Annotated in this window: 12 protein-coding genes; 9 read left to right on the top strand and 3 right to left on the bottom strand. The window is 71.6% G+C overall.

From position 1 onward, the window contains the following. Nucleotides 1-22 precede the first annotated feature (22 nt). A complete protein-coding gene (locus OWM54_RS36445) occupies nt 23-1630 on the bottom strand; it encodes a hypothetical protein (protein WP_223785393.1) in 1608 nt (535 codons plus the stop codon). Between the two features lie 559 nt (nt 1631-2189). On the opposite strand from OWM54_RS36445, the gene OWM54_RS36450 reads away from it, so the two are divergent. The 9 genes from OWM54_RS36450 (at nt 2190) to OWM54_RS36490 (ending at nt 11392) form a co-directional block, all read left to right on the top strand. Then, nucleotides 2190-4697, top strand: a complete 2508-nt coding sequence (locus OWM54_RS36450; RefSeq protein WP_141324769.1) for an ATP-binding protein — start codon at nt 2190-2192, stop codon at nt 4695-4697. A gap of 43 nt (nt 4698-4740) precedes the next feature. Further along, a complete protein-coding gene (locus tag OWM54_RS36455; RefSeq protein ID WP_223751667.1) occupies nt 4741-6618 on the top strand; it encodes a tetratricopeptide repeat protein in 1878 nt (625 codons plus the stop codon). Between the two features lie 12 nt (nt 6619-6630). Further along, the gene (locus OWM54_RS36460; protein WP_223785391.1) at nt 6631-7470 is read left to right on the top strand and encodes an alpha/beta hydrolase; all 840 of its coding nucleotides are present in this window, start codon (nt 6631-6633) and stop codon (nt 7468-7470) included. 55 nt (nt 7471-7525) lie between these two features. Continuing rightward, complete coding sequence (bacN, locus tag OWM54_RS36465; RefSeq protein ID WP_046714731.1) at nt 7526-7867, top strand: bactofilin BacN; 342 nt, start codon at nt 7526-7528, stop codon at nt 7865-7867. Nucleotides 7868-7922: 55 nt separating this feature from the next. Further along, the gene (locus OWM54_RS36470; protein ID WP_002636698.1) at nt 7923-8246 is read left to right on the top strand and encodes a bactofilin family protein; all 324 of its coding nucleotides are present in this window, start codon (nt 7923-7925) and stop codon (nt 8244-8246) included. A 3-nt stretch (nt 8247-8249) separates the two neighbouring features. Further along, nucleotides 8250-8945, top strand: coding sequence for a bactofilin BacP (gene bacP / locus OWM54_RS36475; RefSeq protein ID WP_223751665.1), 696 nt, complete (start codon nt 8250-8252; stop codon nt 8943-8945). Nucleotides 8946-9297: 352 nt separating this feature from the next. Next, nucleotides 9298-10197: a ParB/RepB/Spo0J family partition protein gene (locus OWM54_RS36480; protein WP_267700369.1), complete on the top strand. Its 900-nt coding sequence runs from the start codon at nt 9298-9300 to the stop codon at nt 10195-10197. Then, nucleotides 10197-10763, top strand: coding sequence for an orotate phosphoribosyltransferase (gene pyrE, locus OWM54_RS36485; RefSeq protein WP_074955483.1), 567 nt, complete (start codon nt 10197-10199; stop codon nt 10761-10763). Before OWM54_RS36480 ends, pyrE begins: the two co-directional genes overlap by 1 nt. Further along, nucleotides 10760-11392, top strand: coding sequence for a hypothetical protein (locus tag OWM54_RS36490; protein WP_223751663.1), 633 nt, complete (start codon nt 10760-10762; stop codon nt 11390-11392). Before pyrE ends, OWM54_RS36490 begins: the two co-directional genes overlap by 4 nt. A gap of 19 nt (nt 11393-11411) precedes the next feature. On the opposite strand, the gene OWM54_RS36495 is transcribed toward OWM54_RS36490, so the two are convergent. Both OWM54_RS36495 and OWM54_RS36500 read right to left on the bottom strand, forming a co-directional pair. Continuing rightward, the gene (locus tag OWM54_RS36495; RefSeq protein WP_267700370.1) at nt 11412-12005 is read right to left on the bottom strand and encodes a TIGR00730 family Rossman fold protein; all 594 of its coding nucleotides are present in this window, start codon (nt 12003-12005) and stop codon (nt 11412-11414) included. A 1-nt stretch (nt 12006) separates the two neighbouring features. Continuing rightward, on the bottom strand, nt 12007-12732 hold the full coding sequence (locus tag OWM54_RS36500) for a rhomboid family intramembrane serine protease (RefSeq protein WP_223751661.1): 726 nt from the start codon (nt 12730-12732) through the stop codon (nt 12007-12009). Between the last annotated feature and the right edge of the window lies 1 nt (nt 12733).

Genomic DNA, 12733 nt, shown 5'->3' on the forward strand with positions numbered 1-12733 from the left:
CGCCCTTCCCGGTGGCCTTCGGCTACGGCCGGGCGCTGCGGTACTGCGACGACGTCTGCAGCTCGAGCAGCTTCTGGTTGGTGCGCATCCAGAGCCGGCCGCTGTCGTCGAAGGCCGCGCCCATGGAGACGGAGACCTGGTAGCGGAAGAGCTCACGGCCCTCGGCCGAGCTCCCCAGCGTCTGGTCCACGCCCACCAGCTCCACCGGCAGCGTCGCCGTCGAACCCTGGGCCGCGGGGGCGTTCAGGAAGAACAGGTCCGAGGTCGGGTTCGCGGGCAGCAGGTACTTCACGTGGAGCGCGCCGTTGGCGTCCACCGAGCGCAGCTCCCGGTTGCGGATGGTGCCGGTGTTCGAATCCAGCAGCCACACGCGCTGCGTGGTCGCCGCGGCCACCCGGCTGCCGTTGGCGTAGGTGGCGATCTGCTGCACCTTTCCGGTGAGCACGCCCGTGGCCCACTTCGACGCGTTGCCCTCGCAGCCCTCCAGGTTCGCGACACAGGCGAGGACCTGCGACTTGTCCTCGGGCAGCGCGAAGCCCAGGTAGAGGATGCTGCCGTCGCTGCTGAACTGCCCCACCGGGCGCGGCGTGGCGGTGTTCGACGTGAAGAGCTGCCGGATGATGTGCGTGGCCTGCAGCGTCCCGCCCGCCGAGTCCGTGCCGCCGTCCAACTCCTCGACGATGATGTCCGCGCGGTTCTCGCTGTACTCGATGTGGCTGGCGAAGAGCACGCGGCCATCCCCGCGGATCAACAACTGGCCGACGGGGGTTCCCACGGAGATCTCCCGCTGGTACTCCCAGCGCGTGACGCCGATCTTCAGGCCGTCCTGGGTGTCGTGGGTGATGCGGTAGATGAGGCCCTGGACGGAGCGGATCAACGCGTCGCCGTTGGGGAAGACGACCAGGTCGTTGACCTCCAGGTCCACCGGCGTGCGCGCCGTCATCTTGAAGTCGCGGTCGATGGCGAACGCGCCGTACCCGGGCGTGTAGACCCAGCGCTTGCCGCTCTGCGCGTTGCGGGGCGTGATGACGGTGGACGCGTTGCAGAGCGTCGGGGCCTGCAGCGTCCCGGCGGCGCCACCCGAGGCGTTGTGCCGGTACATGGTCTCGATGCCGCCCGTGGTCGTCTTGGCGCAGCTCAGGAACGTCGCCGTGGAGCCCGAGCCGTCGATGGCCAGCGGCATGGCGTAGACCTGCAGGCCCTGCGGATCATCGTTGGCGCGGGAGACCGGGAAGAACGTGGCCGGCTGGGGCAGGGACGTGTTCTTGCGGCCGTCGTCGCACACCACCTCGGCGGTGAGGGACAGGCTCGCGGCGAGCCCCACCAGCGGGTTGGCGTACGGGATGTCCGACGCCAGGAGCTCGAAGTTGGTGGTGCCACCGCCCGAGGGGAACGCCTTGAGGAAGGTGGTCCGGTCGTAGAGGTTGAGCGTGTTGACCTTCTCGCAGCCGGCGATGGTCGCGATGAGCTTGAGGCTGGTGCCCGCGACGTTGCCCTGGGGAACCGTCAGGGCCACCTGCGGCGGATCCGGCGTGGGCGGTGGCGGGTCGTCGCCACAGGCGATGGCCAGACTGGAGACGAGTACGAGGGCGGTGCGCCATGCACGCCGAGTCACGGGAGGGTGGAGCATGGCACCGCACTCTACCTCGCTCGCACCATTCCCGGCATCCTCCCCCATCCGCAAAACGGCCCGGCCCCCGCGCCCCCGAAGATTGCGGCCCTCCAGGGCCCCATGACGTGATAGCCCGGCGATTCCCGTGGGTGGGGACCTCGGGTCCTCCACCACTCCAGGGCACACGGGAACGGGTGGGAGCTTGCGATGACGGGTGGTTGGCTGCTCGAAGGGACGGAGTCCGGCCGGACGAGCGGCGCCAGGTCATGGCGGGCGTGGGAAGGATTCCCACCGCGCGGTGTTGGCGCGCGCCCGTTCTGCCCCCGGAGTGGGGGACATGGGGTGGAAGTGCTCCAGGGGCGTGGGTGTGGGAAGCCACGATGGGCGTGGCGCCCGGGCATCTCCACTCACAGTCCCGGTCGCCACCAGCCGTGCGCCGCTCTGGCCCACGGACGTGAACGGCGGCAAGATTCGGAAACCGAACCATGAACCCTTCCGCATTCAACGGGTTTTTGCAGCCTCCCCAGTGGCGCCCGCACAGGGCCGCCGCGGCGCGAGGTTCACTGTGAGAGTCGAGATGCAGGCGGATCAGCGGGGACGCGTGCTGGTGGTGGCCGGGAAGGAGTCCGGCGACGCCTTGATGGAGCGGCTGACCGCCAGCGGCTACCACTGCGCGGCGGCCGAGAAGGACACCGGGCTGGCGGAGCTGGCGGACTCGCTGCAACCCGAGGTCGTGCTGCTGTCGGTGACGGCCAAGCGCGCCGCGGAGCTGCTCGAGTCCCTGCGTCGGGTGGAGCGGCTGCAGCGGTTGCCCGTGGTGGTGGACCTGGGCAAGTCCCGGTCGGCGGAGGCCTTCAAGCGCCTGGCGGTGGATGACTGGATTCGCGGCGCGGACGAGGTGGTGCCCCGGCTGGAGGCCGCGCTCAGGGCGGGACGGCTGAAGGACCGCGAGGAGCGCGTCCGGCTGCGCATGGGGATGCTGCTGGAGATCACCCAGGCGGCGACCAGCTCGCTGGAGCTGGAGGAGATCCTCCGCATCGCGGTGGACAAGGTGGGGCGCGTCACCGGGACGGACCGCTGCTCGGTGGTGCTGGTGGAGGGCAGCCACGCGCGCACGGGCAAGGTGGTGGCGACGCAGGAGGACCCCAGCCTCGTGCAGCTCGACATCGAGGTGGCGCGCTATCCGGAGCTGCGCCGCGCGCTGGAGACGCGCGAGCCGGTGCTCATCGAGGAGGCGCAGCGGGATCCGCTCATGGCGGAGGTGCGCACGTCCATCGTGCCCCTGGGCGTGAAGTCCATCCTGGTGCAGCCGCTCATCTGCCAGGACGACCTGCTGGGCGCGCTGTTCCTGCGCGTGTCGCGCATGGACGCGTCCTTCGGCCGCGACGAGCAGGAGTTCACCCAGGCCGTGGCCGGCGTGCTGGCCAACTCCATCCGCAACGCGCGGCTGCACACCGCGGTGAAGAAGAAGCGCGAGGACCTGGAGCTGGCGTACGTCGAGCGCTACCACGAGCTGCTCGAGGCGAACCGCCGGCTCAAGGAGCTCAACCGCCTGAAGGATGAGATCATCGCGGTGGTGAGCCACGACCTGCGCGCGCCGCTCCAGGTGCTGCTGGGCCATGGCCGCCTGCTGCTGGAAGGGCCGCTGGAGTCGCAGCAGAAGCAGTCCGCGGAGGCGATGATCCGCCAGGGCAAGAAGATCCTCGGCCTGGTCGAGTCGCTGCTGGAGAAGGGCAAGGGCGAGGCGGCGCGGCTGTCCATCGAGCCCCGTGTGCTGGACGTCGCGCAGCTGTGCCGTGACGCGGTCAACGAGCTGGAGATATTGGCGGCCGAGCGGGGCGTGTCCCTGCGCGCGGACTGCCCCGACAGCCTGATGCTCATCGGCGACGAGGTGAAGCTGCACGAGGTGCTGCAGAACCTCATCACCAACGCCATCCACCACGCGCGCGACGCGGGCGAGGTCGTCGTGTCCACGCGGCGGCTGGGCCGTCCGGACGGTGACGCGGCGAAGGTGTGCGTGCAGGACGACGGCGTGGGCATCCCCCAGGACGAGCTGCACCTGGTGTTCGACCGGTACCGTCACGGCGGCAAGGGGACGGGGCTGGGGCTCGCCATCTGCAAGGAGTTCGTGGAGCTGCACGGCGGCGAAATCTGGGCGGAGAGCCCGCCCGAGCACGGGTGCCTCTTCGTCTTCACGCTGCCGCTCGCGCAGGAGGCGCCGCGCAACCCCCGACCCGTGGTCGCCACGTCGTCGGTGACGGAGCAGCCGCGCGTGCTGGTGGTGGAGGACGAGCCCGAGATCGCCGCGGTGCTGTCGGAGGTGCTGCGCTCGAAGTACCGCGTGGAGGTGGCGCGCGACGGCGCGGAGGGCCTGGCCCGGGCGCGCGCGCAGCGGCCGGACCTGGTGGTCATGGACGTGTTCCTGCCCAAGCTGGACGGCCTGGACGCGGCCATGGCGCTCAAGTCGTCTTCCGACACGGCGCACATCCCCGTCATCCTGCTGTCCGCGCACCAGGGCGTCGCGGAGAAGGTCCGCTCGCTCAACCTGGGCGCGGTGGACTACATGAGCAAGCCGTTCAACGCGGTGGAGCTGCTCAACCGCACGGACCGCGCGCTCAAGCTGCGCCAGGGTGAGCGCGAGCAGCAGGAGAGGGAGCGCTCCCAGCCCTCGCTCCAGCGCCGCACCGGGAGCGACCCGGCCACGGGGCTGCATGACCGGCGCGGGCTGCTGCTCCGGCTGGAGCAGGAGCTGGCCCGCAGCCGGCGCTACCACCGGGCCCTGAGCCTGGCGGTGCTGCGGCCCGACCGGCCCGTGGAGCCCGTCCCGAACAACATCGCGGACGTGATGCGCAAGCGGGTGCGCCACCCGGATGCCATCTCCCACCTGGGCGCGGGGGTCTTCGTCGTCGTCCTGCCCGAGTGCAACGCGGAGGCCGCTCGCGCCGTCATCAGCCGCCTGATGCCCGACGTGGAGAAGGCGACGGACACCGAGTACCGCTCGGCGGTGGCGGACGTGAGCCAGGACAGCGACCCGGTGGAGAAGCTGCTCGAGAAGCTGGGCGCGCCGCCTCCCGAGGAGGCCTGAGACCCTGCAAGGCGGCTGGGGCCGCGCTAGACTTCCACCTCGCGTGAGCCCCTCCCGCCTCCTCGTCGCCGTCCTGCTCGTCGCCTTGTCCGGGCCCCAGGCCCTGGCGACGGCGCCCGCGTCGCGGCGTCCCCGCGTCGACCGGGAGGCCATGCGGGAGGCGATGGACGCGGCGGCCACGGACGACGGGGCCTTCTCCTCGTCCGCCAGCTACACCCAGTACCTGCGGGCCCGGTTGCTCCACCACGCAGGAGACCACCGGGGGGCGGTGGATGCGCTGCGGCTGGCGCTGGCCACGGATGACGGCCACCCGCTGCTGCTCACCCGGCTGGCGGAGGAGTACGCCCGGCTGGGAGACCTGGACAAGGCGGAGCGGGAGCTGCGCCGCGCGGTGGAGCGCTCCTCGGCGTACTACCCGGCGCACGTGCTCCTGGGCCGCGTGCTCATGGAGTCAGGCCGCTTCACCCGCGCGCGCCTGCACCTGCGCCGCGCCGTGGCCCTCAAGCCGCGCGAGCCCGAGGCGTACCTGGTCCTCGCCCAGCTCTACCTGGAGTCCGGCTCCCCGGGGGAGGCCGTGAAGGTGGTGGAGTCCCTGTCCCGCGCGCTGCCGGGAGAGGCCTCCGGTTACCGGCGGCTGGGGCTGGCCCTGGCCGAGCGCGGCGACACGGCCCGCGCCGAGCGGCTGCTCTCCGAGGCGGCCACGAGGGACCCCGGGGACGTGGAGGTGCTGGGCACGCTGGCGAAGCTGTACGAGGAGACGGGGCGTCCAGGCAAGGCCGAGGAGACGCTGGCGAAGGCGCTGGAGCGCGAGCCGGACAGCCAGGAGGTGCTCCTGGCCGCGGGACGCTCGGCGCTCAAGGCGGGCTCTCCGGTGCGGGCGCGGGCGTACTTCGACCGGCTCCTGTCGCTGTCGGGGGAGCCGGAGACGGCGGTGCGGGTGGCCTTCAGCTACCTGTCCGAGCGCGAGCCGGACGCCGCCGTGCAGGTGCTGGAGACCGCTCGGAGCGCCAGCGATGGCGAGCCCCGGCTGGCCTACTACGTGGGCCTGGTGCACGAGCGCCTGCGGCGCTTCCCCGAGGCGGCCAAGGCCTTCGCCTCCGTGCCGGAGGGCTCGGACATCTACCCCGACGCGCGGGTGCGCCTGGCGAAGTGCCTGTCGCTGTCGGGCCAGCACCCGCGTGCCCTGGCGCTCCTGCGGGCCGCGCTCCAGGACTCGCCCGATGACCTGGAGGTCCGCGCGCAGTACGCCCGGGCGCTGGAGCGGGGCGGCACGCCCGCGCGCGCCGAGTCCGTGCTGAAGGAAGGGCTGTCCCGGCAGCAGTCCGCGGCGCTCTACGACGCGCTGGCCGCCACGCTGCAGCGGCAGGGAAGGGGGGCGGAGGCGCTGGTGCTGCTGCGCGAGGCCCTGGCTCGGATGCCGAAGGACCCGGCCCTCCAGTACGTGATGGGCGCGGCCTTCGAGCGGCAGGGGGACATGGCGGGCGCGCAGGCGCGCATGCGCGCGGTGCTGGAGGTGGAGCCGGACCACGCGCCCGCGCTCAACTTCCTGGGCTACCTGCTGGCGCAGAGCGGACGTCACCTGGACGAGGCCGAGCGGCTGGTGCTGCGCGCGCTGGAACTGCGCCCCGACAACGGCGCGTTCCTGGACTCGCTGGGGTGGGTCTACTTCCGCCGCGGGGACTACCCTCGCGCGGTGGAGGTGCTGGAGCGGGCCTCCACGCTGGCGCCGGACGAGCCCGTCATCCTCGAGCACCTGGGGGACGCCTATCAGCGCGCCGCCCGGGGACCGGAGGCGGCGGGGGCGTGGCGCCGGGCGCTGGAGGTGTTGTCGCTGGACCCCGAGTCCGCCGAGCCCCCGGGCCAGCGCGAGGCCCTGGAGCGCAAGCTCAAGGCGCTATCCACGGGTGCGGCGGGCCGCTAAGTTGCTGGGCCTATGGCTCGCCATGACGAGGGCTACTTCACCGGCCGGGACGGGACGCGGCTCTTCTGGAAGACGCACCTGCCGGACGCGGAGCCGCGAGCGCACGTCGCGGTGGTGCACGGCTACGGAGACCACTTCGGCCGCTACCAGTACGTGACGGACGCGCTGGTGGCGGACGGCTTCGCGGTGCACGGCTTCGACTACCGCGGCCACGGGCGCGCGGAGGGACGCCGCGCCTACGCGGAGAAGTGGCCGCACTACGTGGACGACCTGGAGGTGTTCTGGGAGCGCGTGCGCGCGGCGGCCGGCGGCGCGAAGACGTTCGCCCTGGCCCACAGCCACGGCGGGCTGATGGCCGCGCACTGGGTGGGCGCCCGCAAGGTGGAGGGCCTCTCCGGGCTGGTGCTGTCGGGCCCGTACTTCAAGCTGGCGATCACCCCGCCCGCCGTGAAGGTGATGGCCGCGAAGGCGGCGGGAGCGCTGGTGCCCTGGCTGGGCATCGCCTCCGGGCTCAAGGTGGAGGACCTGACCCGGGACACGGAGGTCCAGCGCGCCACCCGGGAGGATCCGCTCTACCTGTCCATCGCCACGCCGCGCTGGTTCATCGAATCCACCAAGGCGCAGGCGGAGGCGATGTTGCTCGCCCCGAAGATTCAAGTCCCGCTGTTCGTGCTGTGCGGCGCGGAGGACGGGGTGGCGGCGCCCGCGGCGGCGCGGGTGTTCTTCGAGACGGCGGGCTCGGCGGACAAGAAGTTCAAGGAGTACCCCGGCATGAAGCACGAGCCGCTCAACGAGGTGGGGCGCGCCGAGGTGTTCCGGGATATCTCCGGCTGGATCTCCGCGCATCTCTGACATAATCAAGGCGCTCGGCTCCTCGGGAGGAGCGGGCTCTGGGTGAGGTCACCGCATGGCAACGGGTGAAACGGGCATCATCGGCAAGGGCATCGTCATCAAGGGGAACCTCACGGGTGGTGGGGACCTTGTCATCGAGGGGCGGGTGGAGGGGCAGATTGCCCTGAAGAACCACCTCACCATCGAGAGCACCGGGAAGGTGCAGGCGGACATCCGGGCCGAGGAGTTGACCATCAACGGCGAGGCGAGCGGCAACATCGACGCCTCGACCCGCGTGGCCATCAACGCCTCGGCGAAGGTGGCTGGCGACATCAAGGCGCCGCGCGTCGTCATCGAGGATGGCGCCGTGTTCAACGGCTCCATCGAGATGGACGTCCGGCTGCCGGACGACATCTGAAGCTCACGCCGCGGGCGGACGCGGCACACACCTTTCGAGAGGGCGGACAACACTCATGGCGAATACGGTCATTGGTTCGAGCATCGTCATCGACGGAGAGATTTCCGGAGACGAGGACCTGGTCATCCAGGGCACCGTGAAGGGGAAGATCTCCCTCAAGGAGAGCCTCTACGTGGAGGGCAGCGGCGTCGTCGAGGCGGACATCGAGACGCAGAACGTGGAGATCGCCGGCCGGGTGACGGGCAACATCGTCGCCAGCGACAAGGTCGAGCTGAAGACGGACTGCCGCGTGGTGGGCGACATCAAGGCGCCGCGCATCCTCATCGCCGATGGTGCCTCCTTCAAGGGCAACGTCGACATGGACATGAAGGAGCGCTGATTCGTGGCCACCCCGAAGGAGTTGAGCGGTAGCACCGCCGTCAACAACACCGTGGTGGGGCCTTCCATCCTCATCAGCGGCCGGTTGACGGGCGACGAGGACCTCACCGTCCGGGGCCGCGTGGAGGGCGAGCTGACGCTCAGCCGCACCCTCATCGTGGAGCCTTCGGGTGTGGTGAAGGCGAACGTGGCGGTGAAGAACGCCATCGTCAGCGGCGTGGTGGTGGGCAACATCAACGCCACGGAGAGCGTGGAGCTGACCCGCGAGGGCCGCATGGTGGGCGACATCCACGCCCCGCGCGTCATCATCGTGGACGGCGCCAGCTTCCGCGGCCGCGTGGACATGGGTGACGTGGAGCCCGGCCGCCTGCCTTCGGAGCGCCCCGTGGTGGCCCGTCCCACGGCCGTGACGCGGCCGACGACGGCGACCCCCGTGCGCACCACGACGACGCCCGCCCGCCCGCCGACGCCTCCCGCGCGTCCGCCGGCGCCCCCGGCCCGTCCCACGACGCCCGCCGCGGCGCCCACGACGGTGGCCCGCCCCTCGAGCAAGCCTCTGCCGCCGCCTCCGCCCCCCCGGGCCGAGACGCGTCCGACGCCGCCGCCCGTGGAGCAGACGACTTCTGCCGAGCCGCCAACGCCCTTCTCGGTGGGTGCTGGCGCCAAGAAGAAGGTCGTGGTGAAGAAGAAGACCCGCTAGAGCACACAGCCCGCGCCGCCGGAGTCGGTGGCGCGGGAGTGGGCAGACCAGGGGTGCCACCATGGACGCCGAGCACAGGGTTGACGGAGAGGAAGGGATGCCGGGTTCTCCGGAGGGTGGCTCGTCGTCCGCGCCCGAGGCGATGTCGGCGCGGGGCGACGGCGCGAGCCAGGACGGCGTGCCGTCAGAGTCGTCGCGTATAGAGGGAGCCGTCGGGGAGTCCGCCCCGGTCGATTCCCCCGCGCCCGAAGCGGGTGCGTCGGCGCCGGAAGGCGGTTCACCGGAGTCCCAGGCAATCGCCGCCGAAGGCGCGCCCAGCACGGGCGAGCCCGAGCGGAGCATGGAGTCGTCGGTGGGTTCGTCGGAAGAGTCCCAGGAGAAGTCCCCGTCGGAGGCCTCGAGCAGCGAGTCCGCGGCGTCGTCGGAGCCCGCGACCTCCGAGGGCGCTCCCCGCCAGGAGTCCGCGGAGGCGTCGTCCACCGATGGGGCGCCCGGCCAGGAGTCCGCGGTGTCGTCCTTCACCGGAGCGCCAGGCGAGGAGTCCGAGGCAGCGTCCTCTGAGGGGGCCCCGGGCGGGGCCGAGGCGTCCGGAGCGGAGGAGGACGAGGAGTCCGAGCTGCTCGCCGCGCCCGAGGAGCGCCTCGCGGGGCGGGTGGTGACGGTGTTGATGCCGCTGGAGCGCCTGGAGGACGAGTCGGCGTACCGGCTGCGGCCCGAGGGGGACGTGTCCGGGCTGGCCACGGACATCGCGCGGCTGGGGCAGCTGTTCCCGGTGGACGTGCGTCCCCGGGGCAACGACCGCTACCAGCTGGTGTGCGGGTTCCGCCGCGTGGCGGCGCTGCGCTTCCTCAAGCGCGACGCGGTGCAGGCGCGCGTGCACACCGACCTGTCGGACGAGGACGCGCTCCTCATGTCGCTGGCGGAGGCCATCCACGCCACGCCGGTGGAGCCGGAGGTACTCGAGGCCAAGCGCGACCAGCTGGAGTCCGAGGGCCGGTTGAGCGCGGCCGTGGCGGACATGCTCGCCAAGGCGCTCGCCACGGACGAGTCGCTGGCGCCCGAAGGGGTCGAGGAGGAGATCGACGCCGACGAGCTGGCCTCGGACGTGTCGCAGCGGCTGGGCGCCATCAACCAGGACCTCTCGCTGCTGGCGGACGTGTTCGCGTCGCTGGACGAGTCACGCCGGGCGGAGCTGTTGATGCAGTTGCGGTACTCGTCGGAGCTGGTGGCGTACCTGGAGGGCCTGTCGTGATGGTGGATGCTCTCGCCCGAGACCGGGCCCGGCTGCTGGAGCTGCTCACGCAGCGCTCCTTCGAGCGTCGCCGCGTCGTGCTCTCGTCCGGCAAGGAGTCGGACTTCTACATCGACTGCAAGCGCACGGCGCTGCTGGCCGAGGGGCACTTCCTCATCGGTCGGCTGTTCCTGGACGCCATCCGCCGCGAGGCCCCGGAGGCGGTGGGCGTGGGTGGGCTGACGCTCGGCGCGGATCCGCTCGCCTCGGCGGTGAGCCTCACCGGCTACCTCTCCAGCTACCCGCTGTCCGCGTTCATCGTCCGCAAGGAGCCCAAGGGCCACGGCACCGGCCAGTGGATCGAAGGCCTGAGCGGGCTGGGCACGGGCGCGAAGGTGGCCATCGTCGAGGACGTGGTGACGACGGGTGGCTCCACGCTGAAGGCCATCGAGCGGGCCCAGGCCGAGGGGCTCACGGTGCTCGGGGCGTTCGCCCTGGTCGACCGGTTGGAGGGAGGGCGCGAGGCGGTGGAGGCCGCGGGCCACCGACTCACCACGCTGTTCACCCGCAAGGACTTCATCCCTTGAAGAAGCTGCTCGCGACGGGAGCGCTGCTGGGAGCGCTGGTCGGCTGTTCCTCCCTGCCTCCCATCGCCGTGGGCGAGCAGGCCCCCACGCTGAAGGACGAGAACGCGGAGTCGCGTTACCGGGCGTTGCTCGCGAAGTACACGGGCCACCAGGAGATCTACGACGGCTTCGACACGCGCCTGTTCGCGGGGGCGACGCTGCAGACGTGGACCTTCCGCGAGGCGCGCGTGAAGCGGCAGGCGGCCTTCCAGGTGCTGCCCGAGGCGAAGGTGGCGGAGCTGCTCGCCGAGGAGCGCGCCGAGTCGTCCCAGGTGCACGAGTTCTTCCTGGGCGTGCACGTCAATGACTACCGCTACCTCGACTTCGACTTCCGTCGCTCCATCTGGCGCCTGGCGCTGGTGACGCCCGCGGGTGAGGTGACGCCCGTGCGCATCCGCCGCCTGGGCCGCGCCGATTTGGAGATGCGCGCCTACTACCCGTACACCAACGTCTTCTGGGTGGGGTACGAGGTGCAGTTCCCCACGGTGATGGCCAGCGGTCAGCCGGTGATTCCGCCGGGCACCGAGCACGTCACCTTCCGACTGGCCTCGTCGCTGGGGCAGGCGGAGATGAAGGTCTCCGCGCAGTAGCAGGACAGCTCGCGCCTCATCAGGTCTGCTCGGGGCGCTTGAGCCACTTCTCGGTGACGGTGAGCGTGGGGCCGGCCTGCAGCCGCTCCAGCAGCGCGGCCGGTGAGGCCTCCACCGCGAAGGGCAGGGCCTGGGATTCGGGGACGAAGCCCTCGGTGGCCAGGTGCCTGGACAGCGCCACCAGCGGCTGGAAGAAGCCGCGCGTGTCGAGCAGGCCCATGGGCTTCTGGTGCAGGCCCAGCTGCGCCCACGTCACGATTTCGAAGAGCTCGTCCAGGGTGCCGAAGCCGCCGGGCAGGGCGACGAAGGCGTCCGCGCGCGTGGCCATGAGGGCCTTGCGCTCGTGCATGGAGTCCACGCGGATGAGCTCGGTGAGGCCCAGGTGGGCAATCTCCCGCGCGCCCATGAAGTGGGGCAGCACGCCCACCACCTGGCCGCCCGCGGCGAGCGTGGCGGCGGCGACGGTGCCCATGAGGCCCACGCTCGCGCCACCGTAGACGAGCGTCATCCCCCGGCGGCCCAGCTCCGTGCCCAGCTCGCGCGCGGCCTCGGTGTACTCGGGGCGGGTGCCCGGCCTGGAGCCGCAGAAGACGCAGACGCTGCGCACGGACATGTCAGAAGGCTCCGCGCCGCTCGGGGTGCGCCGCGTAGAGCGCCACCAGGGCCGAGAGGAACAGGATGATGGGCAGCGCGAGCGCGTACACCTGCCGGCCCTGCCGGAGGGCGATGCCGCACGGCAGGCCAAAGAGGAAGCCGCCCAGGTGGCCCGACCAGCTCACGAAGGGCAACAGGCTGAGCACCGCCACCTGCACCAGCCAGATGCCCAGCTCCCGGCGCCCCTGCCGCGTGGCGATGGGCAGCATGGCGCCCGCCCAGCCCAGAATCATCCCGGACGCGCCCACCATGGGCGTGTCGAAGTTGAACAGCAGCGAGAACACGGACGAGCCCAGTGCCGTCACGAGCGACAGGCCGAGGAAGCGCAGCGAGCCGATGCCGCGCTCCAGCGTGAAGCCCAGCGTCACGACGACGGACATGTTGAAGACGAGGTGGAGGATGCCGCCGTGCTCCAGCGCGCACGCGAGCAGCCGCCAGTACTGGCCCTCTTGCACCGCGGGGCCGTACAGCGCGCCCAGCGGGAGCTGCCGCGCGGTGAAGGACGGCAGCTGTCCGGCTTCCTCCAGGAGGAAGACCGCCACGCACAGCCCGATGATGGCGTAGCAGACCCACGGGCGCGGCTGCGGGGCCTGGGGCGGGGGAGGCGTGCCGAACGGATGGCCTCCCCCGCGAGGCTCAGTCCCGCCACCTGGCGCGTCGAGGATGTGTCGCGGTCCTGAGGACATG

Origin of the sequence: Myxococcus sp. MISCRS1, assembly GCF_026626605.1 — a bacterium.
Classification (GTDB): Bacteria; Myxococcota; Myxococcia; order Myxococcales; family Myxococcaceae; genus Myxococcus; species Myxococcus fulvus.

Bases quoted from the DNA above. Each gene is read 5' to 3' on its own strand.
- pyrE (WP_074955483.1), top strand. From the start codon at position 10,197: ATGGTGGATGCTCTCGCCCGAGACCGGGCCCGGCTGCTGGAGCTGCTC.
- OWM54_RS36460 (WP_223785391.1), top strand. From the start codon at position 6,631: ATGGCTCGCCATGACGAGGGCTACTTCACCGGCCGGGACGGGACGCGG.
- OWM54_RS36495 (WP_267700370.1), bottom strand. From the start codon at position 12,005: ATGTCCGTGCGCAGCGTCTGCGTCTTCTGCGGCTCCAGGCCGGGCACC.
- OWM54_RS36445 (WP_223785393.1), bottom strand. From the start codon at position 1,630: ATGCTCCACCCTCCCGTGACTCGGCGTGCATGGCGCACCGCCCTCGTA.
- bacN (WP_046714731.1), top strand. From the start codon at position 7,526: ATGGCAACGGGTGAAACGGGCATCATCGGCAAGGGCATCGTCATCAAG.
- OWM54_RS36500 (WP_223751661.1), bottom strand. From the start codon at position 12,732: ATGTCCTCAGGACCGCGACACATCCTCGACGCGCCAGGTGGCGGGACT.
- OWM54_RS36470 (WP_002636698.1), top strand. From the start codon at position 7,923: ATGGCGAATACGGTCATTGGTTCGAGCATCGTCATCGACGGAGAGATT.
- OWM54_RS36450 (WP_141324769.1), top strand. From the start codon at position 2,190: ATGCAGGCGGATCAGCGGGGACGCGTGCTGGTGGTGGCCGGGAAGGAG.